Here is a 25617-nt window from a genome sequence, read left to right as displayed (position 1 = left end):
GAAAGCCCCATGACCAAGACGGGACAGGAACATCTCGCCAGCCTGCGCGACGGCCGCTCGATCTTTATCGATGGCGCCCGCGTCGAGGACGTCACCACGCATCGCGCCTTCCGCAATGTGGCGCGCTCGGTCGGCGGGCTGTTCGATTTCGCCAACGATGCCTCGCGCCGCGAGCTGATGACCTTCGAGACCGAGACCGGCACCCGGGCCAACCGCATCTGGCAATTGCCGACCTCCTATGCCGACCTCGTCGAGCGCCGCCGGGCGCTCGAGGCCTGGACCGCGATCCATGGCGGCTTCCTTGGCCGCGCGCCCGACCACGTCGCCTCCTGCATCTCGGGCATGCGCATGGGGCTGCCGGTGTTCGAGGGCTATGACCCGGCCCGCGCCGCGGCCCTGGAGAACTACTATCGCCATGCCCGCGACAACGATCTTTACCTGACCTATGTCATCATCAACCCGCAGGCCGACCGCTCCAAGAGCGCGGCCGAGCAGGCCGATCCCTTCCTGACCGCGGGCGTGGTCGACCGCGACGCCGAAGGCATCACCATCCGCGGCGCCAAGATGCTGGCGACCGGCGGCGTCGTCGCCAACGAGGTCTTCGTCACCTCGATCCAGCCGATGCAGCCGGGCGAGGAGCGCTATGCCGTCTCTTTCGCCATTCCGATGAACAGCAAGGGCCTCAAGATGCTCTCGCGCAAGTCGTATGAGGCGCAGGCGGGTTCGATCTTCGACAACCCGCTGGCCAGCCGCTACGACGAGAACGACGCCGTGCTGTTCTTCGACGATGTGAAGGTGCCGTGGGACCGCGTCTTCATCGATGGCAGCGTCGAGATGTGCCAGAAGCAGTTCCACGCGACGCCGGCGCATGTCTACCAGAACTACCAGGCGATGATCCGCCTCAAGGTGAAGCTGCAGTTCCTGATGGGCATCGCCCATCGCACCACCCAGACCAACGGCATCACCCAGTTCCCGCAGGTGCGCGAAATCCTCGGCCAGCTCGCGGCGGAGGCCGCGATGGTCGACGCCTTCGTCAATGCGATGGAGGCCAAGGGCACGCAGGTCGGTCCCTACTATGTGCCTGACCGGCACATGCTCTATTCGGCGCAGGTGCTGACCCAGCAGATGTATCCGAAGATCCTGAACTCGCTGCGCGAGCTCGCCGGCGGCGGCATGATCATGCTGCCCTCGTCGATCGCCGATTTCGCCAATCCCGAGATCGCGGCGATGATCGAGAAGACGCAGCAGTCGCCGGCCGCGAATTCGCATGACCGGGTGAAGTTCTACAAGCTCGCCTGGGATGCCGTCGGCTCCGAATTCGGCTCGCGCCACCACCAGTACGAGATGTTCTATGCCGGGGCGACCTTCGTGACGAAGGGCCATTCCTTCCGCACCTATGACTGGGGCAGGGCCGGCGGCATCGTTCAGTCGATGCTGGATTCCTACGATCTCGACAGCAAGCCCGCCGCCTGAGCGAAAGGACACATCATGCCCGTCAACAAGAAGCACGACGAGTTCTACACGCTCGACATGACCAGCGGCTGGGAGGTTCCGGCCGGCTATCCCGCCGGCATCCAGCAGAAGATCCTCTCCGGCGCGCTGGACGAGGTGAACAATCGCGGCACGCGCACGCGCCTGCTGCGCTTCCAGCCCGGCGTCTACACGACGGCGCCGTTCTCCCATGACTACTGGGAGGAGGTCTATCTGATGGAGGGCGACCTGACCGTCGGCAACGATGCCAGCGGCAATGGCGGAACGGCTTTCCCGCCGCACACCTATGCAGTCCGCCCGCCGCATGCCAAGCATGGGCCGTTCAAGTCCGAGGGGGGCTGCATCCTTCTCGAAATCCACTATTTCGATCCGGTCTGACAGGCTCATGGCTCGCACCCTTTCCGCCCTTGCCGATGATCTCGCCTCCGGCCGCACGAGCGCGCTCGCCCTGGTCCGCGAGGCTCTCGCGCGGATCGACGCGCCGGATGGCGAGGGGAAGCGCGCCTTCATCAAGGTCCATCGCGAGGCGGCGCTCGCCGCCGCCGAGGCGATGGACAAGTTGCGTGCGGCGGGGCTCGCCCCGTCGCCCTTCGCCGGCATCCCGATCTCGGTGAAGGACCTGTTCGACCTTGCCGGTGAGCCGACGACGGCAGGCTCGACCGTGCTCGCCGGCGCAAGCCTGGCCGAGCGCGACGCCCCGGCGATCGCGCGCTTGCGCCGCGCCGGCTTCATCGTGATCGGCCGCACCAACATGACCGAGTTCGCCTTTTCCGGCCTCGGCCTCAATCCGCATTACGGCACGCCGGCCTCGCCCTACGAGCGCGCCACGACGCGCCGGATTCCGGGCGGCTCTTCTTCAGGCGCTGCCGTCTCGGTCGCCGACGGCATGGCCTTCGCCGGCATCGGCTCGGATACCGGCGGCTCCTGCCGCATCCCCGCCGCCTTCTGCGGCATCACCGGCTACAAGCCGACCGCGGCGAGCGTGCCGCGCGAGGGCGCCTTCCCGCTGTCGCAGACGCTCGACTCGATCGGGCCGCTCGCCAACAGCGTCGAATGCTGCCGCATCCTGCACGAGATCATGAGCGGCGACGTGCTTTCGAAGGACGTGCCGACGAGTCTCAAGGGCCTGCGCATCGCCGTGCCGCAGACGGTCGCGCTCGATGGACTCGACGCGCATGTCGCCGGGAGTTTCGACCGGGCGCTGGACCTGCTGGCGAAGGCCGGCGCGACAGTCATCGCGGCACCGTTCGCGCGCCTTGCCGAGGTTGCGAGTATCAACGCCAAGGGCGGCTTCGCCCCCGCCGAGGCCTATGCCCATCACCGCGAGCTGATCGAGGCGAAGGGCGAGGGTTACGACCAGCGGGTGCGGACGCGCGTGCTGCGCGGCCGCAACCAGGATGCCGCCGATTATATCCGGCTCGTGCAGGCGCGGGATGCCTTCGTCGCGGCGATGCGCGCGGAGGTTTCGGCCTTCGACGTCCTGGTGATGCCGACCGTGCCGACGATCGCGCCGACCATCGCCGAACTCGCGGAAGATGACGAGGCCTTCACCCGCATCAACATGCTGGTGCTGCGCAATCCGTCCCTGATCAATGTGATGGATGGCTGTGCGATCTCGCTGCCGATGCACCGTGCCGGCGAGGCGCCGGCGGGGCTGATGCTGGCGCGGGCGGGCGGCGAGGATGCCGCGTTGTTCGCGATCGCAGCGGCGGCGGAGGCCGCGCTCGTCGCGCGCTAAGCCGGCAGCGAGGCGCGTTCAGACCTGCCGTGTGATGTTGGCGCGGAAGGATTGGATATGCGCCCGCATGGCCTGCTCGGCCAGATCGGGGTCCTGCCGGACGATGCCGTCCACGATCGCCGCATGCTCGTCGCAGATGCGCAGATGCTGCTCGTTGGCGCTGAGCGAGATGAACCACATCCGCGCTGAGCGCTCGTGCAGGTTCTTCAGCAGGTCGCTCATCACCGGGTTGCGCATCGCGCCGGCGATGAGCGCGTGGAATTGCTGGTCGAGCCCGGCGATGGTCTCGATTTCGCGCTGATGGGCGGCTGCCAGCATGGCATCGAGATTGCGCTTGAGCTGCATTGCGACGTCCGGCCCCGCCTGCACCGCCGCGACCCGCACGCAGAAGGTCTCGTTCACGACGCGCACGTCGATGATGTTGAAGATCTCGTCCAGGCTGACCGGTTTCACGATCGTGCCCTTGCGCGGCATCACCTCGACCAGCCCGTCGCCGAGCAGGCGGTCGATGGCCTGGCGGATCGGCGTCCGGCCGATATCGAGCTGGCTGCTGAGCGTCGGCTCGCTCAGGATCTCGCCAGGCCGGAGCTCGCAGGTGATGATCAGGCGCTTGATCGCGTCGTAGGCCTGTTCGCGCAGCGAGACATGCCGCTGCGCGCCCTTGTGCATATCCAGAAGCGTCACGTTTCTCTGTACCGAGTTGGAGAGGTCGTCAGCATCGTTCTTCCGGATGGGGGCTGGATCAACCCCGGATGGGGAGAATCTTCAGATCATAGCCGAAGCGCAGGCTGCGCTTGAGCACCGGATCCTCCAGTTCGCCCTCGAAGCGGCTGGCGACGCGGATGCCGCCGATCGCCGGCATGGTGCCGCCGTAGAGCGCCGTGCCTTCGGGCAACTCGCCGCTTTCGCTGAAGCCGCGGATCAGGTCGGCCGGCGCGAGCAGGCCCGAAACCGGCCCTTCCTGATACTTCTGGCGCTCGCCGTCGATCACCGCGTAGCTGCGCAGGATCAAGTCGTCCCAATGCCCGGCGACCTCCTCATAGGGCCAGACTGTCGCGGCGATCGGCTTGTCGCAGACCTGCTTGGAGACGCTGATGCCGTAGGTCTCGACCTGACGGTCGGTATGGTCCGAGCCGACGCCGACATAGGTCTTGCCGCCGCAGGCGAAGAGCACGGCCTCGACCTCGCCGCTGCCGTTGGCGCCGACATCCTCGATGACGGGGGCGGTCGTCAGCCGGGCCGCGGCGACACGGTAATAGACCGGTGTCGAGGCGGGGCGCTTCACGCCGAGCGCCTCGAGCTCGACGATGTGGTGCTCCATCGCGGCCTTGTCGCGCCCGGCCCAGCCGCCGATCACCAGCTCGTCGACCGTCACCGAGAGGGGCGCGGAGCCGCTGCGGCTCTCCACGGTCAGTTCCAGGGTCTTCATCGCATCGCCTTCCAGGAATGAGGCGCCTGTTTCGGAGGCAGCCGGCCGCAAAAAAGTTCTGGGCTGTACCATAAAAATCCTTGTGAAGTTTCACAAGGATTTTTATGGTGCCTTCAAGCATCGGGAATGGTGCGGAGGCGTCGAAGGCCGGTGTCGTGGACAGTGGGGCCCGGAACCGGACGGGAACGGAGAGGGACAAGCATGATCAAGTCAGGTTGGATGACCGCCTTGGCGGTTTCGCTCGGGGCGCTCGCCGCGCCGGCTTTCGCGCAGGAGAAGCCGGCATCGCTCGGCGTCGGCGTGCTGACCTTCACCTCCGGCCCGGCTGCCGCCTATGGCATGCCCGGCAAGAATGCGGCCGAGCTGATGATCGACGAGATCAACGCCAAGGGCGGCATCGGCGGCGTGCCGCTGAAGGCGACCTATGTCGACGAGGCGCAAGGCACGCAGGGCGTCATTGCCGAGTATCGCCGCCTCGCGGATGACAAGACCAATCAGGTGATGATCGCGGCCCTGTCGAGCGCCAACTGCCTCGCGCTGGCGCCGCTTGCCGAACAGCTCCAGGCCCCGACGATCGGCTGGAACTGCGACACGCACCAGCTCCTGCTCGACGGCAAGAGCCGCTATTATTTCCGCCCGAACGGCAACACGATCCCCGAATTCGTCGCCTATGCGCTCTATCTGCTGCAGCAGAAGCCGGACGTGAAGCGCATCGCCATCGTCAATCCCGACTACGCGTTCGGCCATGACGCGGCTTTGATCTTCAAGACCGCGATGAAGGCGCTGAAGCCGGATGTCGAGGTCGTCGCGGAACTCTTCCCGAAGCTCGGCTCGGCCAATTTCCAGACCGAGATCTCGAAGCTCTCGGCCTCGCGTCCGGATGTGGTCTTCTCCAATCTCTGGGGTGCCGATCTCGAAAATTTCGTGCGCCAGGCGCAACCGCGTGGGCTGTTCTCGTCGAGCCAGGTCGTTCTGGCGCTGGGCGAGACCGTGCTTCAGCGCGTCGCGCTGCCGGAGGGCGTGATCGTCGGCGTGCTCGGCGACGGCTGGTGGATGTCGCCCGACGCCAGGGCCAATCCCGAGACGAAGAGCTTCGTCGAGGCCTATCAGAAGCGTTACGGCGAATACCCGGTCTTCCCGTCGGTGAAGATGGCCAATGCCATCGTCTACATGAAGGCCGCCTATGAGGCCGCGCTGAAGAAGAATGGCGGCAAATGGCCGAGCCGCGACGAACTCGCTGACGCCATGCGCGGCAGCACCGTCAAGACGCTGACCGGCACCACCGTGACCCGCAAGGACAATGACGGCCTCGTCGACCAGATCGTCGGCGTCACCCAGAAATCGGCCGATTACAAGTTTCCGGTGATCGGCGGCATGGTCCGCTACAAGGGCGACGCGTTGATGCCGCCGCAGGGCGAGGACGCAATCAAGTGGGTGGGTGCGCTGACGCCAGCCTTCCTTGCTGCGCAGCCGAAGCCCGGCAGCTACAAGTAAGCACGAGACACACGCGGGGAGGGCAGCCTCAAGCCCTCCCGCTCATTTCCTCATCGTCATTGTCCAGGTGCCGTTCATGCTCGACACCCTGATTCCGCTCGCCGTCGATGGCCTGGCCAGCGCGGCGCTGATCTTCTTCGTCGCGGTCGGGCTGACGCTCGTCTTCAGTGTCCTGCGCGTGCTCAACGTCGCGCATGGCAGCTTCTACTCGATCGGCGCCTATGTCGCCGCTTCGGTCGGGCTTTGGATCGCCAGCGCGGGGCTCAATCCCTGGCTGTCCTTCCCGGCGTTGATCTTCAGCGCGGCGATCGTCGCGGCCTTGTTCGGCCCGCTGGTCGAAAGCTGCCTGATGCGCTGGACCTACGGCAAGTCCGAAGCCATCCAGATCCTCGTCACCTTCGGCCTGTTCCTCATCCTGGAGGACCTGCAGCGCATCGTCTTCGGCGTCTCCTCGCTGGCCGAGGACACGCCGATGCTGCTCCTCGGCTCGACCCAGATCGGCGGCGTCGTTTATCTCAACTACCAGCTCCTGCTGATCGCGCTTGCGGTCGTGGTGGTCGTGGGCCTGCGCGTGCTGCTGACCAAGACCCGGATCGGGCGCCTCGTCACCGCTGTTGTCGCCGACCGCGAGATGGCGCAGAGCATCGGCATCAACACCAACCGCGTCTTCATCCTCTCCTTCTCGCTCGGCGTCTTCCTGGCGGCGCTCGGCGGCGCGCTGGCGACGCCGACGGCGGGTGCCGCGCCCGGCCTCGGCGCCGAGACCATGGTGCTCGCCTTCGCGGTCGCCGCCATCGGCGGGCTCGGCCAGATCGAGGGCGCGGCGCTGGCGGCGATCATCGTCGGCCTCGCCCGCGTGCTCGCGATCTATTTCGCGCCCTCGCTCGATGCCGTCGCCCCCTACATCGTCATGCTGGTCGTGCTGCTGATCCGCCCCTACGGGCTGTTCGGCCAGGCCCCGACCCGGAGGATCTGACCGCCATGCGCGTTGCCCTCTTCCTTATCGCGCTGGTCGTGCTGGCACTCGCGCCCGTCGCCGCGCCCTGGCTGCAATTCGTGCTGACGCTCGCCATCGCCAAGGGCTTCGCCGCGCTCGGTGTCGCCGTGCTGTTGCGCGGCGGGCTGATCTCGATCGGCCATGCCATGTTCTATGCAGTCAGCGCCTATGCCATCGCCTTCCTGGCCCGGGCCGGGGTGAACGAGTTCGTCCTGCTGCTGCTGCTCGGCACGCTGGCCTCGGCGGTCGCCGGTCTCGTCGTCGGCGCCTTCCTGGTGCGCTACCGCGCGATCTTCTTCGCCATGCTCAACCTCGCCATGTCGATGGTGCTCTATGCGCTGATCTCGAAGCTCTACGGCATCACCGGCGGCACGGACGGCATGCGGGTCGCGGTGCCGAGCTTCTTCGGCCTCACACTCGACAAGCCGCGCTTCGACACGGCGCTCTACTATGCCGGCATCGTGCTGATGGTCGGCGTCGGCTATGGTGTGCAGCGTTATCTGGCGAGCCCGCTCGGCCATGCGCTCTCGGCCGTACACACCAACGAACTCCGACTCGAATATCTCGGCGTGCCCGTCCGGATCGTGCTGCTGATCGCCTATACGGTCTCGGCCGCGCTCGCCGGCATCGGCGGAGCGATCGCGGCTATGGCGATCGGCCATATCCTGCCGGAATTCGCCTTCTGGACGGCCTCCGGCCATCTCGTGCTGGTCGCGGTGCTCGGCGGCATCGGCGGCGTCGCCGGTCCCTTCATCGGCTCGCTCTTCCTCGAAGTGCTGCACACCGTCGCGGTCGGCGTCACCGACGCCTGGAACCTGATCATCGGCGTCGCGCTGATCGGCGTCATCTTCTTCCTGCCGAGCGGGCTCTATGGCCTGATCCGGCGCCGCGGCGGAGAGCCGGCATGACCGCGCCACTCCTCCAGGCCAAGGACCTGCGCATCGCCTTCTACGGCGTGAAGGCCGCCGACGGCGTCAATCTCGAAATCCATGAGGGCGAGTTCCTCGCGATCATCGGCCCGAACGGCTCGGGCAAGACGACCTTCCTCAATCTCTGCACCGGCTATCTCCGGCCGAGCTCGGGCGAGGTCTATCTCGACGGCAAGCCGATCACCGCGATGGCGCCGCGCACCATCGCACGACGCGGCATCGCCCGCGCCTTCCAGATCCCGCAACTCTTCCTCGACCAGACGGTGCTCGACAACCTGATGATCGCGGTCGCGGCCAAGCGCGGCATCTGGGTGCCGTTCAAGGCGCTCGGTGCTGAAGGGCGGCGCCAGGAGGCGGAGGAACTGCTGGCCCTTGTCGGACTCGACCGCGAGGCCGGGCAGCTCGCCGGCACCTTGCCGGAAGGGCGGCGCAAGCTGCTCGACATCGTGATCGCGCTGGCGCTGAAGCCGCGCCTCGTCCTGCTCGACGAGCCGACCAGCGGCGTCAGCACGATCGAGCGCTTCACCCTGATGGAGACGCTGATGGGCGCATTGCGTCAAGCCAAGGTTACGGCGCTCTTCGTCGAGCACGACATGGATGTGGTCCAGCGCTACGCCGACCGCGTCGTCGTCTGGGATTCCGGCAGCGTCATGGCCGAGGGACCGCCCTCCGTGGTGTTCAAGGACGAGCGGGTGCTGCGCAACGTCGTGGGGGTGGCGTGATGCTTCGGATCGAAGGGGTGAGTGCCGCGATCGCTGGCGTGCAGGTGCTGCGCTCGGTCTCGCTTGGGCTGACATCGGGCAAGACGACGATCCTGATCGGCCGTAACGGCGCCGGCAAGACCACGACGCTGCGCGCGATCATGGGGTTGCTGCCGGTGCAGGGCGGCTCGGTCCGGATCGATGGCGAAGAGATCGGCACGACGCCGGCCTATCGCCGCGCGGCGCAGGGCATCGGCTATGCGCCGGAGGATCGGCGCCTCGTTCCCGAGTTCAGCGTCGAGGACAATATCCTGCTGCCGGCATTGGCGCTGGCGCTGCCCGGGCCTGAGCGGAAGCGGCGGCTCGACGAGGTCTATGCGCTGCTGCCGCAGCTCCACACCATGCGCAAGCGTCCGGGTGGCGGCGTCTCGGGCGGGCAGGGCAAGATGGTGGCACTCGGCCGGGCGCTGATGGTCGCGCGGACGGCACTGCTGCTGGACGAGCCTTTCCAGGGGCTCGCTCCGGCGCTGGCGCTCGAATATGCGCGCACGCTCGGTGAACTCCGGCGTAACCGCGCGGACCTCGCCATCCTCGTCACGGAATCGACGCCGGCCCTGCTGAACGCGATCGCCGACGAGACGCTCCAGATCGAGCGCGGCGAGATCAGCTGAGGACTCCAACGGCCGGATTCAGCCGTCGCCGGTCACCGCGAGCCGGATCGACTCCGCAACATAATCGTAGCGATCGGCGAGGATCGCCGTCGCGACGCGGATGTGGCGGGTCGGCATCACCGCGCATTTGCTGCCGGGCAGGACCGCGATGCGTCGCGCGGCGAGCGTGACAAGCGCGAATTGCTCGGAACCGACCGGGACCCAGATGCTCAATCCGTCGCCGGGCGGGATCGCGATGTCGCAGGCCGCAAGCGCCGCCACCAGCGCGGCGCGCCGCTCCGCATAGAGAGCGCGGTTGGCGGCCAGGCGTTGCCGGGTGTCGTCGTCGGTGAGCAGCCAGGCCGTCGTCTCCTGCAGCAGCCTGCTCGTCCAGCCGGAGCTGAAGCTGCGATAGGACTGGATCTGGCGCCGGACCGTCGCGGAACTCGACAGCACGGCGAGGCGCAGGTCGGGCCCATGCGATTTCGAGAAGGACAGGATGTGGATGACCCTGTCGGGGAACAGCTTGCCGAGGCTCACAGGCGGCCGCGGCGAGACCTCCCCGATGCCGTCGTCCTCGATGATCAGGGCGTCGCTGCCGGCCAGGATCTCGGCCAGGGCGGCGAGCCGGGCCGGGCTGACGGCGCGGCCCGTCACCGAATGCGTGCGCGGCTGATAGACGAAGGCCACGGGCTTTGCCGCCAGGGCCTGGGCGAGAGCCTCGGGCAGTGGCCCTTCCGCATCGCAGGCGACAGACAAGGGGCGCGCGCCCCTGTCCTCGATGATGTCGAGCAGGCGCATCCCGGTAGGGTCTTCGATCGCGACCGTCGCGCCCGGCATGATCAACGCCTGCACCACCGAATAAAAGGCGTTGTAGCCGCCATTCGTCGCCAGGAAGGCTTCCGGCTCATAGGGCCAGCGCTGCTGCACGGCTTGGCGAAGGCTGTCCAGGATCGGCGTGCGCTCGTAGCTGTGCAGGTTATGGGCCGCAGCGGCGTGCCGTAGCGCCAGATCCAGCGGCGGCAGCACGGCGGGATCCGGCACGGAAAGCGAGAGGTCGAGCACGTCGTTGCCGAAGACGCCGGACGTGCCGGTGCGGGCCGGGCGTGGACCGATCGTGTCGCCCGTCACCCAGCTTCCCGAGCGTCCGCGCCCCTCGATCATCCGCTGATGGCGCAATTCGCTCCAGGCTTCGGAGACCGTCGCCGGACTGATGCCGAGCCGATAGGCGAGATCGCGGACCGTCGGCAGCTTGGCGCCGGCCGGCAGCACGCCGCGGCGGATCAGCATCGCGGTCTGGTTGGCGATCCCGCGCGCGCTGATCTCTGAGAACTGCCCGGCCAGCCAGGCCGCATCGTCGGTTCCGTGTGTCAAAGAATCCGCTCTTTAATTGTTCGATAACGTAATAACGATTGATCACCGCTTCTGAACATTCAATTCTCCGCGGCATTGTCAATGCGGAGTGCGTCGATGAAGGTCGAAGTCCGGCTGGCCTTGCGCGATTGGGACTATGTGACGCCGCTCGTGCTGGGCGATGTTGCCGACAAGCGCATCGCTCTCAAGGTCGATCGTGTCGGCACCTTGCCCGAAGATCTGGCGACCGACCCGGACTACGATGCCTGCGAGGTTTCGTTCAGCCGCTACACGACCGGCCGCAGCCGCGGCGAAAACGGCATCTTCGGCGTGCCGAACTTCGTCATGCGCGGCTTCCGCCACCGCTGCATCATCACGAGCCGCGCGAGCCGGCTGACGAAGCTCGAGGAGTTGAAGGGCTGCCGCATCGGCGTCACCGGCTGGCAGGATTCCGGCAATACCTGGACGCGCGCGGCGCTGGCGCCGGCCGGCGTAGGCATCGAGGACGTGCGCTGGTATGCCGGGCGCCTCAGCGCCGCGCATCCGATCACCGACCGGCTGGGTCCCTATGCCCGGCCGGGGCGGATCGAAGCCATGCCCGGTGAGAAGCCGATGCTCGACGCGTTGCTCGACGGCGAGCTCGACGCCATCTTCACGCCGTTCATGCCGCCGGGTTTCTACGCACCGGACTCGCCGTTCCGGCATCTGTTGACCGACCTGCCGGGCGCCGAACTCGCCTATTTCCGCGCGGTCGGCTACGTGCCCGGCATCCATATCCTCGGTTTCAAGGCCGATTTCGCCCGACGCCATCCCTGGCTGCCGCAGGCCCTGAGCGACCTCCTCGACGAGTCACAGCGCGTCTGGCTGGAGAAGCGTCGCAAATACGCCGACACGACGCCCTGGATCATCGACGAGCTCGGCCGCTGCGGCCGCGACCTGCCCGAGAGCTGGAACGCCAGCGGGCTCGAAGCCAATCGCCGGATGATCGCGGGCTTCCTCGACGAAATCCGCAATCAGGGCCTGGCCCGGACCGATCTGACGCCGGATACGCTGTTTCCGCCGCTCGACCATCTCGCCGACGCAGCCTGAACCGACAGGCAAAAAGAAGGGGATCAGACCATGAAGCTTCGCATTGCGGCCTGCGCCGTTGTCTTCGCCGCCCTCGCCACCGCTCCCGCCTTCGCCCAGGCCGACGCGAGCGTGAAGATCGCCAAGCAAAGCGTGAACGAGCAGTTGCGCGCGCGCCTGCCGGAAGCGATCCGCAGCGCCGGCAAGATGACCGCGGTCAACAGCGGTTCCTTCCCGCCCTACGAGATCGTGCAGTCCCCGACCGAGGTGACCGGCGCCAGCGCCGATCTCGGCGATGCCATCGGCGAGTTGCTCGGCATCAAGATCGAGCACGCGACGGTGAACGGCCTGTCGTCGATCCTGACCGGCATCAAGGCCGGCCGCTACCAGTTCGCGATGGGGCCGGTCGGAGACTTCAGGTCGCGGCAGGAGGCCAACGATTTCGTCGACTGGGTGCGCGAATACGTCGTCTTCGCCGTGCACAAGGGCAACCCGGGCGGCATCAACGGCCTGGACGATGCCTGCGGCAAGCGCATCGCCGTGCAGTCGGCGGGCTCGGCCGAGAAGGTTATCAAGGCGCAGGCCGAGAAATGCGCCACTGAGGGCAAGCCCACGCTCACCGTCCAGTCCTATCCGGACCAGCCGACCTCGATCCTCGCCGTGCGCTCGAAGCGGGCCGACGCCTTCTTCTCCTCGCAGGCACCGCTGACCTATTTCGTCCAGCAGTCGAACGGCGAGCTGGAGCTGGCCGCGGTCGGCAAGTCCAACGGCTTCAGCGACCTGTTCCAGGGCGCCGTGGTGCCGAAGGGGACGGAGCTCGGCGGCGTGCTCAAGGACGCCATCAAGGTCCTGGTCGACAACGGCACCTATGCGGCCGTGATGAAGAAATGGGGGCTCGAGAACAACAAGCTCGAGGCTCCCGGCATCAACCTGTCACAGAACTGAGCCATGGCAGCCGCTTCGGTGGAGATCGGCTCGGGCGAGGCGGCGCTGCGCGACGTCGCCAACGCGCACCAGCCCCCCGCCTGGGGGCGCTGGCTGCTCTGGGCCTTCGTGCTGGCGGTCGCGGCGAATTTCGCCTGGATCGCCGCGCATAACCCGCATTTCGGCTGGCCGATCGTCGGCCAGTGGTTCACCGAAGCCTCGATCCTGCGCGGGCTCGGCGTCACGCTCGGCCTGACCGTGGTGGCGATGACGCTGGGCACCGCGCTCGGCCTCGTCCTCGCCATCGCGCGCATGTCGAAGGACCGGCTGTTCGGCTCGTTGTCGGGGCTGTTCATCTGGTTCTTCCGCGGCACGCCGCTGCTGGTGCAGCTCATATTCTGGTACAATCTCTCGACGCTATTCCCTGAGATCGTGCTGAAAATCCCGTTCGGTCCCGTGCTGGCGAGCTGGAACACCAACGACCTGATCACGCCGATGACGGCGGCCATCGCCGGCCTCTCGCTCAACGAGGCCGCCTATATGGCGGAGATCATCCGCGGCGGCCTGCTCTCTGTCGACAAGGGGCAGGTCGAGGCGACCGACGCCTTCGGCATGACCCGCGCCCGGGCGCTGCGGCGCGTGATCATCCCGCAGGCGATGCGCTCGATCGTGCCGCCGACCGGCAACCAGCTCATCAGCATGATCAAGGCGACCTCGCTGGTCAGCGTCATCGCCATGGCGGATCTGCTGTACTCGGTCCAGAACGTCTACAACCGCACCTTCGAGGTCATTCCGATGCTGATGGTCGCGGTAATCTGGTACCTGATCATCACCTCGATCCTGAACGTCGTGCAGGGCTTCATCGAACGCTATTACGCTCGCGGCGAGCGCGGCACGGGTGGTGCCGACAAGGCGCCCGTCCGGGTGGAGGAGCCCGCATGAGCAAGGCCGCCGAGGGCGCCGCGCCGATGGTGCGCGCCCGCAATGTCCACAAATCCTTCGGCCCGAACGAGGTTCTCAAGGGCATCGATCTCGATGTCGCGCCGGGCGAGGTCGTCGTCGTGCTCGGGCCGTCCGGCTCCGGCAAGTCGACCTTCCTGCGCTGCATCAACCATCTGGAATCGATCCAGCGCGGCTTCATCGAGGTCGATGGCGAGCAGATCGGCTACGCCCTGCGCGGCAACAGGCTCAACCGTTTGTCGGATCACGCCATCGCTGTGCAGCGGCGCAAGATCGGCATGGTCTTCCAGCAGTTCAACCTCTACCCGCATATGACGGCGCTGGAGAACGTCGTCGAGGCGCCGATTGGCGTGCATGGGCAGCCGCGTGGCGAAGCACAGGCCTATGCGATGGAGCTGCTTGCCCGTGTCGGGCTGGCCGAGAAGGCGAATGCCTATCCCCGGCAGCTCTCCGGCGGCCAGCAGCAGCGCGTCGCCATCGCGCGGGCGCTCGCCATCCGGCCGAAGCTGATGCTGTTCGACGAGCCGACCTCGGCGCTCGACCCCGAACTCGTCGGCGAAGTGCTGAGCGTGATGCGCGATCTCGCCAGGCAGGGCCTGACCATGATCGTCGTCACCCACGAGATCGGCTTTGCCCGCGAGGCGGCCGACCGGGTCGTCTTCATGGATGGCGGCGTGGTGGTGGAGCAGGGGCCGCCACAAGCGGTGCTCGGCAATCCGCAGCATCCGCGCACGCGGCTTTTCCTGAGCCGCTTCATCGAGAAGGTCTGACTAAACGCCAACAGGAGTGCTTCGTCGCTCCTGTCGCATGGACCCGGCGGACGAGACAGACGCCGAGCAGGCATAGCCTGCACGCGCGCTTCGTTGGTGCCACTCGATCGCGGCGCCGGTATCTTCACCTCGAATCCGGTGCAAGCGACGGTTCAAGCCGGACCGTCGCCATGCGCCAAGAGCGGGCCGAGGCCATGACGACAGATCACCACCACCCGGACGCCCATGCCGATATCCGCGACGCGGTTGCGAAGCTCTGCGCGGATTTCCCAGGCGAGTACTGGCGCAAGCTCGACCGCGAGATGGCCTATCCGACAGAGTTCGTGACGGCGCTGACGGAGAGCGGCTTTCTCTCGGCGCTGATCCCCGAAGAATATGGCGGGGCGGGTCTCACGCTCTCGGCGGCGGCGGTGATCATGGAGGAAATCCAGCGCCAGGGCTGCAACGGCGCCGCCTGCCACGCCCAGATGTACGTGATGGGCACGGTGCTGCGTCACGGCAGCGAGGACCAGAAGCAGCGCTATCTGCCGAAGATCGCCTCGGGCGAACTCAGGCTTCAGGCCTTCGGCGTCACCGAGCCGACCAGCGGCACCGATACGACCGCGCTCAGGACGACCGCCCGCCGTGAGGGCGACCACTACATCGTCAACGGCCAGAAGATTTGGACGAGCCGCGCCGCGCAGTCGGACCTGATGCTGCTGCTCGCCCGCACCACGCCGCGCGACCAGGTGCAGAAGCGCACTGATGGGCTCTCCGTCTTCATCCTCGACATGCGCGAGGCGCTGAAGGACGGGCTCACCATCCGGCCAATCCGCACGATGATGAACCACGCCACAACCGAGGTCTTCTTCGACAATGTGAAGGTGCCGGCCGAGAATCTCGTCGGCGAGGAGGGCAAGGGCTTCCGCTACATCCTCTCCGGCATGAATGCCGAGCGCATTCTGATCGCGGCTGAATGCGTCGGCGATGCCAAGTGGTTCATCGACAAGGCTTCGACCTACGCCAAGGAGCGCCAGGTCTTCGGCCGGCCGATCGGCCAGAACCAGGGCATCCAGTTCCCGATCGCAAAGGCTTACGCCAACATGCGGGCCGCGGAACTGATGGTGCGCGAGGCGATCCGGCTCTACGAGGCCGGCGCCAATCCGGGCGCTGAGGCCAATATGGCCAAGATGCTGGCGGCGGACGCCTCGTTCGAGGCGGCCAATGCCGCCATCCAGACCCATGGCGGCTTCGGCTTCGCGGAGGAATACGATGTCGAGCGCAAGTTCAGGGAGACGCGGCTCTATCAGGTCGCGCCGATCTCTACGAACCTGATCCTGTCCTATCTCGCCGAGCATGTGCTGGGCATGCCGCGATCCTATTGAGCCTCGGCCGGCTCGTCCGCCGCTGCCACCCTCGATGATAACGACGGGGCTCCCAAGCCGCCGATATCCGGGTAACGTCATGTCGTCCGCGGCGCCGCAGTCTGCCGGTGATTGCGGTTGGATGGAGATGACGATGAAGGCTGATGGCTTGACGCTGGTCACGCTCGATACCGAAGAGGGCAGCCTGGTGCTCGGCATCGATGAGGCGCGTGCGCCTCTCACGGCAGCAAACTTTCTGGCCTATGTCGATGGCGGCCATCTTCAGGCTGCAACCATCTACCGCATCGTGACGCTCGCCAACCAGGCGGCCGGCACGCAGCATCCGATCGAGGTCATCCAGTTCGGCTCGCCTGCGCCGGGCGAGGAGCGTGTGCCACCGCTGCCTCCCGTGCCCCATGAGCCCACCTCATCAAGCGGATTGCGGCACCGCGACGGTACGCTCTCGCTGGCGCGGCGTGCTCCGGGAAGTGGCGGGCACGGATTCTTCATCTGCATCGGCGACCAGCCCGAACTCGACGAAGGCGGAAGACGAAATCCCGACGGCGCCGGCTTCGCCGCGTTCGGCCGCGTCGTCCGAGGCCTGGATGCGCTCCAGCGCTTGCACCGACGTGCCGAGGCAACGGAATACATGCAGGCGCCCATCGGCATTCTGGGGATTCAGCGAAGCTCCGAGTTCGCGATCTGAAATACTCTGGCGGTCTGCCCCGCTGCCGCCGGTCTCTCGCTTTCTCGGAGCCTGGATCGACGCCGACACGGGGCCTGTGTGCTGCATCCCCGTTTTCCTGACTCTCACATTCCGAAGATCGCGCCGCCGCGGCGCTTCATCACGAGATAGAACGCTGTCGCGATGCTGCTCATCAAGAGCGACCAGAGCAGGCCCAGTGCAGCGACCTCGCTGAACTCGCCATTGACCGCGTGGTCGAAGATCGCAACTGCGAGCAGCAGCGAGGCCAGAGCCATGATCCAGGCGGTCGCGGCAGCCGGGCCGAAAGCGTTGAAGCTGAAGGCCTCCTGATAGAGGTAGATCGCCACGACCTCGGTCGAGCGGGCAGGGCCGCCCTTGGTCAGGAGCCAGGCTTCCGAGCACAGGCGGAAGGCGAAGATGTTGCGGAAGAGCAGCGCGATCAGCACGGCCGGGCCGAGCAGGGCCGGTGAGGGCGTTCGTCCGCGGCAGTATCCTATGAATTTGACTTCCCGAAACGTTTCGGAATAGCGTTTCGGCGAGGGCTTTCCCGTGTCTCTATCCAAGATCGCAACCAGCCTCGGCTTGTCCGTCACGACCGTCTCGCGCGCGCTGGGCGGCTATAGCGACGTCGCGGAGGAGACGCGCCGGCGCGTGGAAGCGGAAGCGCGGCGGATCGGCTACCGGGCCAATCCGATCGCCCGGCGCCTGCGCGGCGGACGCAGCGATGCCGTCGGCATCGTGCTTCCCACCGGGCCGGGGCAGTTCGGGGAACCCTTCTTTCTCAGATTGATCGGCGCGATCGGTCCGCGTCTGGCGGAGGCCGGGCTCGATCTCATCGTCTCCAGCGCTCGCAGCGGATCGGAAGAGCTGGCGTTGTACCGGCAGTTCGTCGAGAACCGGCGCGTCGATGCGATGATCGTGGCGCGTACCCGTCTCGAAGACGATCGCGTCGCCTACCTCACGCATGCGCGTCTGCCCTTCGTCACCCATGGCCGCACGCGCGCCGGTGGACATGCCAGCGTCGATATCGACGGCACGCGCGCCTTCCACGAGGCGACGCAGCGCCTCATCGCCTTCGGCCATCGCCGCATCGGCTTCATCGGTGCGCCGCTCGATTACGGCTTCGGCTTCTTTCGCGAGGCCGGCTGGCGGTCGGCGCTTGCGGAGGCGGGCCTGCCCTGCGCCCCGGCGCGCTTCGCGGAGCCTAGCGAGGAAAACGGCCATCGCCTGGCTCACGAATTGCTGGCCGGGCCGGATCGGCCGACGGCGCTGCTCTGCGCGACCGACCGCCTCGCGATCGGAACCTTGCATGCGCTTGGCGATGCAGGCCTTCGCCCCGGCCACGATGTCTCCGTGATCGGCTACGACAATTCGCCGGTGTCCAATTATGCGGCGACGCCGCTGACCAGCTACGATCCCGACATCGAAGGCGCAGCCGGGCGCATGCTCGACATGCTGCTGGCCCAGCTTGCCGGCCAGGACGGCGCCGCGATGAACGAATTGCGCGGCGCCACGCTCGTTCCGCGCCGGTCCGACGGACCTGCTCCAGACCGAAACGGCCAAATCAAGAGCCGTGCCATCTCCAGGGAGGAAAGATCCGATGACGAAAGGCCTCACGACACGGCTTAGGCGCTCTGCCGCCGTCGCCGCCCTGACGCTCGCCTGGCTCGCGACACCCGCGGCGGCGCAAGTCGTATTCCTGTCGACGCAATTGCGCCCGATCGAGTCGGCGCAGAAGTTGCGCTCCGACATTCTCAAGGACTTCCCGGGCGGGGCCGAATTCGTCACCGAGCAGCCCCCGCAATTGGGTGTCCATATCCGGGCCGAGCAGCAGGCCGGCAAGCCGGTCTCCAGCCTGATCGGCGCGCTCCACGGCGAATTGCAGCCGCTGGCGGCGGATTCGCTCGTGCCGCTCGACGACATCATGGAGAAGCTCAAGGATCGCGGGTTGAACCCCGGCATGGTCGAGGCCGGCAAGCTCGGCACGGCCAGGCAGATGTTCATCCCCTGGATGCAGGCGACCTACATCATGGTCGCCAACAAGCAGGCGCTGCCCTTCCTGCCCGAGGGCGCGGACATCAATGCGCTGACCTACGACCAGCTGGCGCAATGGGGGGCGAATATCCAGGCCAAGACCGGCAAGCGCATGCTGGGCTTTCCGGCGGGGCCGACCGGGCTGATGCACCGCTTCTTCGAGGGCTATCTCTACCCGTCCTATACCGGAGGGGTGGTGACGACCTTCAAATCGCCGGAAGCGGTGGCGATGTGGACGAAGTTCCGTGAGCTGTGGAAGACCGTCAACCCGAACTCCACCAATTACGGCTTCATGCAGGAGCCGCTGATCTCCGGCGATGTCTGGATCGCCTTCGACCATGTCGCGCGATTGATCGACGCGCTCTCGCGCAAGCCGGAGGATTTCGTGGCCTTCCCGGCTCCGTCGGGGCCGAAGGGGCTGGGCTATATGCCGGTGGTCGCGGGCCTCGCCATCGCCAAGGGCGCGCCGCAGGCCGAAGCTGCCAAGCAATTGATCGAATACCTCACCCGGCCCGACGTGCAGGTGAAGACGGCCAAGGCCGTCGCCTTCTTCCCGGTCGCCAAGGTCGACCTGCCGGCCGATATCGATCCGGGGCTCAAGCTCGAGATCGATGCCGTGCAGAAGATGACGAGCGCCAAGAACGCGCTCGTCAGCCTGCTGCCGGTCGGGCTCGACCAGCGCGGCGGCGAGTTCGACAAGGTCTATCTCGATACCTTCCAGCGCATTGTCCTGCGCGGCGAGGACCCCAAGGCCGCGCTCGACCGGCAGGGCGAGGTGCTGAAGCGCATCATCGCCGAGACCAAGGCGCCGTGCTGGCTGCCTGACAAGCCGAGTGACGGCCCTTGCCCGATCCAGTGAGGCGAGGCGACCGATGCGCGAGTCCAGGGCCCTGCCTTATCTGCTGATCGCGCCCTCCGTGATCTTCCTGGTGGGATTGTTCCTGATCCCGCTGGCGCAGACCGCCGTTCTCGCCTTCCAGGAGAATGGCGGCTGGGGGCTCGGCAATGTCAGGCGCATGGCCGACGACCTCAATTTCCAGGATGCGTTGGCGAATACCTTCAAGGTGGTGCTGCTCGCCGTGCCGCTGCAATTGGCGCTCGCGCTCGGCATGACGATGATGCTGCGCAAGGTCCGGCGCGGCCGCGACCTGCTCGTCTGGGTCTGGTCGATCCCGCTCGGGATTTCCGACCTCGCGGCCGGCCTCGTCTGGTTGGCCATCCTGACCGATCAGGGCTGGCTGAATTCGGTCCTGTTCCAGCTGGGGCTGATTTCGCAGCCCCAGGCCTGGCTGACCTATGAAACCCCGGCGGCGCTGCTGGCTGCCATCGTCGTCGCGGAGATCTGGCGGGCGACGGCGATCGTCTTCGTGATCCTGCTCGCCGGCGTCCAGCTCCTGCCCAAGGAATACGAGGAGGCGGCCGAGGTCTTCGGCGCCACGCCCTGGCAGCGCTTCACGCGTGTCACGGTGCCCCTGCTCAAGCCCTCGATCCAGACGGCGTTGATCCTGCGCACCGTGCTGGCCTTCGAGATGTTCGCCATGGCGCTGGCGCTCGGCGGGCGAAACTTCCCCGTTCTCGTGAGCGAGGCCTTCAACGCGCAGTATTTCAGCCAGGACTATGGAGTCGCTGCCGCCTATGCCGTGCTGGTCATGGCGATCTCGGTCGCGGCGACGCTGCTCTATCTCGTCGCCCTGCGCACGCCGGCGGAGCAGCGCTCATGACCGGCGCCACGCGCTCGAACCGCGCGCTGCTCTGGACCGGCGTTGCCGTGCTCTGCGTCTGGACGCTGCTGCCGATCTACCTGCTCGCGTTGGGAGCACTCGGCGGCCGCGAAATCGTCGCGCAATGGCCCAAGCCCTTGGCGCCGTTCGGTGCGACCTTCGAGGCGCTGAGGACCTTCCTGGCCATCGAGGGCGTCTGGCGCGCGGCCTGGGTCAGCATCAAGGCCGCCGCGATGACCATGGTGATGGCTCTGGCCCTCGGCATGCCGGCAGGCTACGCGCTTGCCCGCTTCCGCTTCAGGGGCGCGGGCGCCTACCGCGTGCTGATCCTGATGACGCGAGCCTTTCCCGTCGCGATCCTGGCGCTGCCGCTCACCGTCTCCTTCATCCGGCTCGGCGTCTACGACACGCCCTTCGGCGTGGCGCTCGTCCATGCGGTTCTGGCGACGCCCTTCGCGACTCTGGTCTGCGCCAGCCTGTTCATGGGCATCCCCAAGGAATTGGAGGAGGCCGCCTGGGTCTTCGGCTGCTCGCGCTTCACCGGCTTCCTGCGCGTCGTGCTGCCGCTCGCCCTGCCGGGGATCGCGGCGGCCTCGATCTTCGCCTTCGTGCTCTCCTGGAACGAGGTCTTCGCCGCTTCGGTGCTGACGGTGAGGCAACGCACGCTGACCGCCTATCTGCTCTCGGTCCTGTCGGAATCGCCGCTGCACCTGCAATTCGCCGGCGGCCTCGTGCTGATCGTGCCCTCGGTCCTGTTCATCTTCCTCGTCCGGCGTCGCCTCTTCGCGATGTGGGGCATCGGCAACCGGTAAGGCCTTATGGCGAGCATCACGATCGAAGGCGTGGCGAAGCGATTTGGCGAGGTCAGGGCGCTGGCCGAGCTCGATCTCACGGTCGCCGATGGCGAGTTCTTGGCACTGCTCGGCCCGTCCGGCTGCGGCAAGACCACCTTGCTGCGCATCATCGCCGGGCTGGAATCGCAGACGAGCGGGCGCGTCCTGATCGGCGCGCGCGACGTTTCGGCGCTGCCGCCGCGCAAGCGCGGCCTCGCCATGGTCTTCCAGAACTACGCGGTCTTTCCGCATCTGACCGTCTACGAGAATGTCGCCTTCGGCCTGCGCATGGCCAAGGCCGACAAGGCGCGCATCGAGCGCCAAGTCGAGAAGGCGGCGACGCTGCTGCATATCGAAGCGCTGCTGAAGCGCCACCCGGCGCAGCTCTCGGGCGGCCAGCGCCAGCGCGTCGCGGTGGCGCGCGCGCTCGCGGTCGAGCCCGCAGTGCTCTTGATGGACGAGCCGCTCTCCAATCTCGACGCGCTGCTGCGGCTCGAGATGCGGGCCGAGCTCAAGGCCGTGCTCGCCGGAGCGGGGACGACCACGATCTACGTCACCCACGACCAGACCGAGGCGATGGGCCTTGCCGACCGGATCGCCGTGATGCATGCCGGTCGGATCGAGCAGATCGGCACGCCTTCCGACATCTACGACCGGCCCGCGACCCGTTTCGTCGGCGGCTTCGTCGGCAGCCCGCCGATGAATTTCCTCGAACTGCCCGTGCGGGACGGCAAGGTCGATCTCGGCGGCCTGACGCTGTCTGCGCCGCCGGACGCCGGCGGCAAGCTCCTCCTCGGGTTGCGCGGCGAGGACGTCGTACTCGCGGGTCCAGGGGAGGGTGGCTTCGCCTTCACCCTCAAGGTGGCTGAGCTGCTCGGCCCGCAAATCCTGCTGACCGGCACGGCCGCGGGCGGCCAGTCCTTGCGCATCGTCCTGCCCGCCGCCGGGCCGCTGCCCTCCCTGACACCCGGCAGCGACATCGTGCTGAAGCCCGATCCGGCCCGGTTGCGCTGGATGAATGAGGCCGGACAGGCGCTGGAGACCCGCTCATGAGCCGCATCGAGGCCGCCCGTGCTATCCTCGCCGCCAATGACCGCGGCGGCTACACCGTGCCGACGGACCGGCTCTATCCCTTCCAGTGGAACTGGGATTCGGCCTTCGTCGCGATGGGCTGGGTGACATTCGATGCCGAGCGCGCCTGGCGCGAGATCGAGCGGCTGCTGGAAGGGCAATGGCAGGACGGGCTCGTCCCGCAGATTGTCTTCCATGCGCCCTCGGACGACTATTTTCCGGGGCCCGATATCTGGGGTGTCACCCACAAGCCGCCGACCTCCGGCATCCCCCAGCCGCCGGTTCTGGCCACGGCGGTGCGCTTCGTCCTGGAGCGGCATGGCGCGGCGGGAGTCGAGCGCGCCCGCGCGATCTATCCCAGGCTGGTCCTCAACCATCTCTGGTGGCAACGCGCGCGCGATCCGGAGGCGACCGGCCTGGCCGCGACCTTGCATCCCTGGGAGACGGGCATGGACAACAGCCCCGCCTGGGACGCCGCGCTGGAACGCGTGCCGACCAAGACCAGGACGGAGATCCGGCGTCGCGACACCGGCCATATCGATCCGGCCTTTCGTCCGCGCGGCATCGAGTACCAGCGCTTCGTCCATCTCGTCGACCTCTTCCGCGAGACCGGGTGGAACGCCCGGCGCATGCTCGACATCTCGCCCTTCAAGGTCGCGGATGTCGGCACCAACGCGATCCTGCTGCGGGCCGAGCGCGATCTGCTGGCATTGGCGGAACAGTTCGGAAGCACGGCGGAGCGCGCGGCCATCTCGGAGCGGATCGCCCGCAAGGAGATCGTGCTGGCAGGGCTGTGGGACGACGCGCTCGGACATTACCTATCGCGCGACCTGATCGGCGGCAATCTCATCCCCGTGCGGACCTCGGCGGGCTTCCTGCCGATCTTCGCCGGGCTGCATGAGCGCGCCCGGGAACTCGCCGCGCGGCTCGAAGGATGGCGCGCCCGCAACATCGCCCTCGTGCCCTCGACCGACCCCGACGCGGCCTCGTTCGAGCCGCAGCGCTACTGGCGCGGTCCGGTCTGGGCGGTGGTGAACTGGATGATCGCGCGCGGCTTGCGTGAGGCAGGCGAGGAGGCAACCGCCGCTTCGGTTTCCGCCGACACGCGCCGGCTGGTCGGGGAGGCTGGTTTCAGCGAATACTTCAATCCGATGGACCGCGCCGGCATCGGCGGCGAGACCTTCTCCTGGACCGCTGCGATCGACCTGCTGCTCGGCGAGGGCGAAGGCCGATGAATGCGGGCCTGGAGGGCGGGATCGATTGCGACCTGCACCCGGCGGTGCCGGGCATCGCCGCGCTCATCCCCTATCTCGACCCGCAATGGGCCGATGCGGTGGCGCAGCGCGGCGTCCACGATCTGGAGCCGACGAGCTATCCCCTACGCGCGCCGCTGACATCGCGGCCCGACTGGCGCATCGCCGGGGCCAAGGCGGGTTCCAGCCGCGGACAGCTTTGCGCGCAGGCGCTCGACGGGTTCGGCAGCCGCGCCGGCATCCTGAACTGCCTTTATGCGGTGACGACGCTGTTCAGCGAGGACATGGCGGCAGCTTTCGCGCGGGCGCTCAACGATTGGCTCGCCGCGGAATGGCTGGACAAGGACGCGCGGCTGCGCGCCTCGATCGTCGTGCCGATCCAGAGCCCCGAGCTCGCCGCAGCCGAGATCGAGCGACGCGCTGCCGACCGGCGCTTCGTCCAGGTCTTGCTGCCCTGTCTCGCCGACCAGCCGCTCGGCCGGCGCAGCCTCTGGCCGATCTACGCGGCTGCTGCGCGGCATGGCCTGCCTGTCGGCATCCATGCCGGCTCGACCTATCGCCACCCCGTCACGCCGGTGGGCTGGCCCTCCTATTTCACCGAGGACTATGTCAATCAGGCGCAGGGCTTCCAGACGCAGTTGACCAGCCTCGTCTGCGAAGGCGTGTTCTCGAAATTCCCGACGCTCAAGGTCGTGCTGATCGAATCCGGCTTCACCTGGCTGCCGGCCTATCTCTGGCGCCTGCACAAGTACTGGCGCGGCCTGCGCATGGAGATCCCCTGGGTCGACCGTCCGCCGCCGGAGATTATCCGCGAGCAGGTGCGCTTCACCCTGCAGCCGGTCGACGCCCCCGTGGAGGGCGATGCCCTCCTGCGTATCCTCGACCAGGCCGGATCGGACGAGCTCCTGCTGTTCTCGACCGACTATCCGCATTGGCAGTTCGACGGGCAGGACGCTCTGCCGCCGCTTTTGCCCGATAGCCTCAAGACCAGGATCCTGATCGACAATCCGCTCGCGACCTATCCCCGCCTCAAGGAGGATTTCGCATGAATGTGGAGCTGCCCGCCCGCCCGAAGCCGGAATCGAGCATCGTCAGGCCGGTCATTGCCGATTGCGACATCCATCCCTGCCTGGCCAAGCCCTCCGACATCCTGCCCTATCTGCCGAAGCGCTGGCAGGAGCATGCGATGACCTATGGCATGCTGCCGCGCCACGGCTACCAGAGCGGCCCGGCCTATCCGAAGGGCCAGCCGGACGCCGCTCGCCTCGATTCCTGGCCGCCGGACGGGCGCCCCGGCTCCGATCTCGCCTTCATGCAGGCGCAGCATCTCGACGCCAACAAGGTCGAGCTCGGCATCATGACGGTGATCGCGCCCGCTGCCGGCGCGGCCCAGAACCTCGACTATTCCGCCGCGCTCGCCCGCGCATTGAACGAATGGCAGGTGGCCGAGTGGACGAGCAAGGATTCGCGGCTGAAGGCCTCGATCGTCGTTCCCTATGAGGACGGGCCTGCCGCCGCCGCCGAGATAGACCGCTGGGCCGGGCACGATGCCTTCGTCCAGGTGCTGCTGCTCAGCCGCACCGCCGAGCCGCTCGGCCAACGCCGCTACTGGCCGATCTATGAAGCAGCCCAGCGGGCAGGGCTGCCGATCGGCGTGCATGCTTTCGGCTATGGCGGCTATCCCGTCACGGCTGGCGGCTGGCCGTCCTACTATATCGAAGAGATGGTTGGGCACTCGCAGTGCTGCCAGGCCCTGCTGACCTCGATGGTGATCGAGGGCGTGTTCGAGCGCTTTCCCGGCACGCGCATGGTGCTGATCGAGGCCGGTCTTGCCTGGCTGCCGTCGCTCTGCTGGCGGCTCGACAAGCATTGGTCGCGCCTGCGCGATGAGACCCCGCATCTCAGGCGCGCTCCCAGCGAATACATCCGCGACCATGTCTGGCTGACGACGCAGCCGATGGAGGAGCCGGAGAAGCGCAAGCATTTCCACGACATCGTCGAATGGATCGGCATCGACCGGTTGCTCTTCGCCACCGACTACCCGCACTGGGATTTCGACGACCCGCTCTGGGCCTTGCCGGTCAAGCTCGACGATGCGGCTCGGCAGGCGCTTTTCCTCGACAATGCCCGGGCGCTCTACGGGCGCGGTTGA

26 protein-coding genes are annotated in these 25617 nt (G+C 67.1%); 22 read left to right on the top strand and 4 right to left on the bottom strand.

Going from position 1 to position 25617, the window contains the following annotated elements; genetic code table 11:
- Positions 1–9 precede the first annotated feature (9 nt).
- The 3 genes from Q0Q02_RS09260 to Q0Q02_RS09250 are packed head-to-tail and all read left to right on the top strand — an operon-like array spanning position 10 to position 3229.
- Complete coding sequence (locus tag Q0Q02_RS09260; protein ID WP_293808705.1) at positions 10–1473, top strand: 4-hydroxyphenylacetate 3-hydroxylase N-terminal domain-containing protein; 1464 nt, start codon at positions 10–12, stop codon at positions 1471–1473.
- Positions 1474–1488: 15 nt separating this feature from the next.
- Positions 1489–1869, top strand: coding sequence for a cupin domain-containing protein (locus Q0Q02_RS09255; protein WP_293808703.1), 381 nt, complete (start codon positions 1489–1491; stop codon positions 1867–1869).
- A gap of 7 nt (positions 1870–1876) precedes the next feature.
- Positions 1877–3229 (top strand): amidase, encoded by a 1353-nt coding sequence (locus Q0Q02_RS09250; protein WP_293808701.1) that lies wholly within the window; start codon positions 1877–1879, stop codon positions 3227–3229.
- Between the two features lie 18 nt (positions 3230–3247).
- Here Q0Q02_RS09250 and Q0Q02_RS09245 read toward each other — a convergent pair whose 3' ends face one another.
- The gene (locus Q0Q02_RS09245; protein WP_293808700.1) at positions 3248–3913 is read right to left on the bottom strand and encodes a GntR family transcriptional regulator; all 666 of its coding nucleotides are present in this window, start codon (positions 3911–3913) and stop codon (positions 3248–3250) included.
- Positions 3914–3971: 58 nt separating this feature from the next.
- Positions 3972–4658: a DUF2848 domain-containing protein gene (locus Q0Q02_RS09240; protein ID WP_293808698.1), complete on the bottom strand. Its 687-nt coding sequence runs from the start codon at positions 4656–4658 to the stop codon at positions 3972–3974.
- A 201-nt stretch (positions 4659–4859) separates the two neighbouring features.
- Between Q0Q02_RS09240 and Q0Q02_RS09235 the strand changes: the two genes are divergently transcribed.
- The 5 genes from Q0Q02_RS09235 (at position 4860) to Q0Q02_RS09215 (ending at position 9450) form a co-directional block, all read left to right on the top strand.
- A complete protein-coding gene (locus tag Q0Q02_RS09235; protein ID WP_293808697.1) occupies positions 4860–6152 on the top strand; it encodes an ABC transporter substrate-binding protein in 1293 nt (430 codons plus the stop codon).
- 76 nt (positions 6153–6228) lie between these two features.
- Positions 6229–7128, top strand: coding sequence for a branched-chain amino acid ABC transporter permease (locus Q0Q02_RS09230; protein ID WP_293808695.1), 900 nt, complete (start codon positions 6229–6231; stop codon positions 7126–7128).
- 5 nt (positions 7129–7133) lie between these two features.
- Positions 7134–8057, top strand: coding sequence for a branched-chain amino acid ABC transporter permease (locus Q0Q02_RS09225; RefSeq protein WP_293808694.1), 924 nt, complete (start codon positions 7134–7136; stop codon positions 8055–8057).
- Positions 8054–8800: an ABC transporter ATP-binding protein gene (locus Q0Q02_RS09220; protein WP_293808692.1), complete on the top strand. Its 747-nt coding sequence runs from the start codon at positions 8054–8056 to the stop codon at positions 8798–8800. The genes Q0Q02_RS09225 and Q0Q02_RS09220 overlap by 4 nt, the downstream gene beginning before the upstream one ends.
- Positions 8800–9450 carry an ATP-binding cassette domain-containing protein gene (locus Q0Q02_RS09215; protein WP_293808690.1) on the top strand — a complete coding sequence of 217 codons (651 nt, stop codon included), beginning with the start codon at positions 8800–8802 and terminating at the stop codon, positions 9448–9450. Before Q0Q02_RS09220 ends, Q0Q02_RS09215 begins: the two co-directional genes overlap by 1 nt.
- A gap of 18 nt (positions 9451–9468) precedes the next feature.
- Here Q0Q02_RS09215 and Q0Q02_RS09210 read toward each other — a convergent pair whose 3' ends face one another.
- On the bottom strand, positions 9469–10803 hold the full coding sequence (locus Q0Q02_RS09210; protein WP_293808688.1) for a PLP-dependent aminotransferase family protein: 1335 nt from the start codon (positions 10801–10803) through the stop codon (positions 9469–9471).
- A gap of 96 nt (positions 10804–10899) precedes the next feature.
- On the opposite strand from Q0Q02_RS09210, the gene Q0Q02_RS09205 reads away from it, so the two are divergent.
- From Q0Q02_RS09205 to Q0Q02_RS09180, 6 genes are all read left to right on the top strand, one after another.
- Positions 10900–11871 carry a nitrate ABC transporter substrate-binding protein gene (locus tag Q0Q02_RS09205; RefSeq protein ID WP_293808686.1) on the top strand — a complete coding sequence of 324 codons (972 nt, stop codon included), beginning with the start codon at positions 10900–10902 and terminating at the stop codon, positions 11869–11871.
- Between the two features lie 30 nt (positions 11872–11901).
- Positions 11902–12795, top strand: a complete 894-nt coding sequence (locus Q0Q02_RS09200) for an ABC transporter substrate-binding protein (RefSeq protein ID WP_293808685.1) — start codon at positions 11902–11904, stop codon at positions 12793–12795.
- 3 nt (positions 12796–12798) lie between these two features.
- Entirely contained in the window at positions 12799–13716 is a 918-nt protein-coding gene (locus tag Q0Q02_RS09195) for an amino acid ABC transporter permease (RefSeq protein WP_293808683.1), read from the top strand.
- Positions 13713–14504: an amino acid ABC transporter ATP-binding protein gene (locus Q0Q02_RS09190; RefSeq protein ID WP_293808681.1), complete on the top strand. Its 792-nt coding sequence runs from the start codon at positions 13713–13715 to the stop codon at positions 14502–14504. The genes Q0Q02_RS09195 and Q0Q02_RS09190 overlap by 4 nt, the downstream gene beginning before the upstream one ends.
- A 194-nt stretch (positions 14505–14698) precedes the next feature.
- Complete coding sequence (locus Q0Q02_RS09185) at positions 14699–15868, top strand: acyl-CoA dehydrogenase family protein (RefSeq protein WP_293808679.1); 1170 nt, start codon at positions 14699–14701, stop codon at positions 15866–15868.
- 133 nt (positions 15869–16001) lie between these two features.
- Positions 16002–16553 carry a peptidylprolyl isomerase gene (locus Q0Q02_RS09180; RefSeq protein WP_293808677.1) on the top strand — a complete coding sequence of 184 codons (552 nt, stop codon included), beginning with the start codon at positions 16002–16004 and terminating at the stop codon, positions 16551–16553.
- Positions 16554–16657: 104 nt separating this feature from the next.
- Here the strand turns inward: Q0Q02_RS09180 and Q0Q02_RS09175 are convergent, their stop codons facing one another.
- Positions 16658–16999 (bottom strand): hypothetical protein, encoded by a 342-nt coding sequence (locus tag Q0Q02_RS09175; protein ID WP_293808676.1) that lies wholly within the window; start codon positions 16997–16999, stop codon positions 16658–16660.
- A gap of 103 nt (positions 17000–17102) precedes the next feature.
- Between Q0Q02_RS09175 and Q0Q02_RS09170 the strand changes: the two genes are divergently transcribed.
- From Q0Q02_RS09170 to Q0Q02_RS09135, 8 genes are read left to right on the top strand one after another with little or no spacing between them, the layout of a single operon-like run.
- Positions 17103–18182: a substrate-binding domain-containing protein gene (locus Q0Q02_RS09170; protein WP_293808674.1), complete on the top strand. Its 1080-nt coding sequence runs from the start codon at positions 17103–17105 to the stop codon at positions 18180–18182.
- Positions 18154–19446 (top strand): ABC transporter substrate-binding protein, encoded by a 1293-nt coding sequence (locus Q0Q02_RS09165; RefSeq protein WP_293808673.1) that lies wholly within the window; start codon positions 18154–18156, stop codon positions 19444–19446. The genes Q0Q02_RS09170 and Q0Q02_RS09165 overlap by 29 nt, the downstream gene beginning before the upstream one ends.
- Before the next feature lie 13 nt (positions 19447–19459).
- Positions 19460–20308 (top strand): sugar ABC transporter permease, encoded by an 849-nt coding sequence (locus Q0Q02_RS09160; protein WP_293808672.1) that lies wholly within the window; start codon positions 19460–19462, stop codon positions 20306–20308.
- Complete coding sequence (locus Q0Q02_RS09155; protein ID WP_293808671.1) at positions 20305–21120, top strand: carbohydrate ABC transporter permease; 816 nt, start codon at positions 20305–20307, stop codon at positions 21118–21120. Before Q0Q02_RS09160 ends, Q0Q02_RS09155 begins: the two co-directional genes overlap by 4 nt.
- 6 nt (positions 21121–21126) lie before the next feature.
- On the top strand, positions 21127–22194 hold the full coding sequence (locus Q0Q02_RS09150; RefSeq protein WP_293808670.1) for an ABC transporter ATP-binding protein: 1068 nt from the start codon (positions 21127–21129) through the stop codon (positions 22192–22194).
- Positions 22191–23447 (top strand): trehalase family glycosidase, encoded by a 1257-nt coding sequence (locus Q0Q02_RS09145; RefSeq protein WP_293808668.1) that lies wholly within the window; start codon positions 22191–22193, stop codon positions 23445–23447. The genes Q0Q02_RS09150 and Q0Q02_RS09145 overlap by 4 nt, the downstream gene beginning before the upstream one ends.
- Positions 23444–24514 (top strand): amidohydrolase family protein, encoded by a 1071-nt coding sequence (locus tag Q0Q02_RS09140; protein WP_293808667.1) that lies wholly within the window; start codon positions 23444–23446, stop codon positions 24512–24514. The genes Q0Q02_RS09145 and Q0Q02_RS09140 overlap by 4 nt, the downstream gene beginning before the upstream one ends.
- Entirely contained in the window at positions 24511–25617 is a 1107-nt protein-coding gene (locus tag Q0Q02_RS09135) for an amidohydrolase family protein (protein WP_293808666.1), read from the top strand. Before Q0Q02_RS09140 ends, Q0Q02_RS09135 begins: the two co-directional genes overlap by 4 nt.

The organism is uncultured Allobosea sp. (genome assembly GCF_945956895.1).
Lineage (GTDB): Bacteria > Pseudomonadota > Alphaproteobacteria > Rhizobiales > Beijerinckiaceae > Allobosea.
Note: the sequence above shows the minus strand (reverse complement) of the source record. Positions and strands in the feature narration are given on the sequence as shown.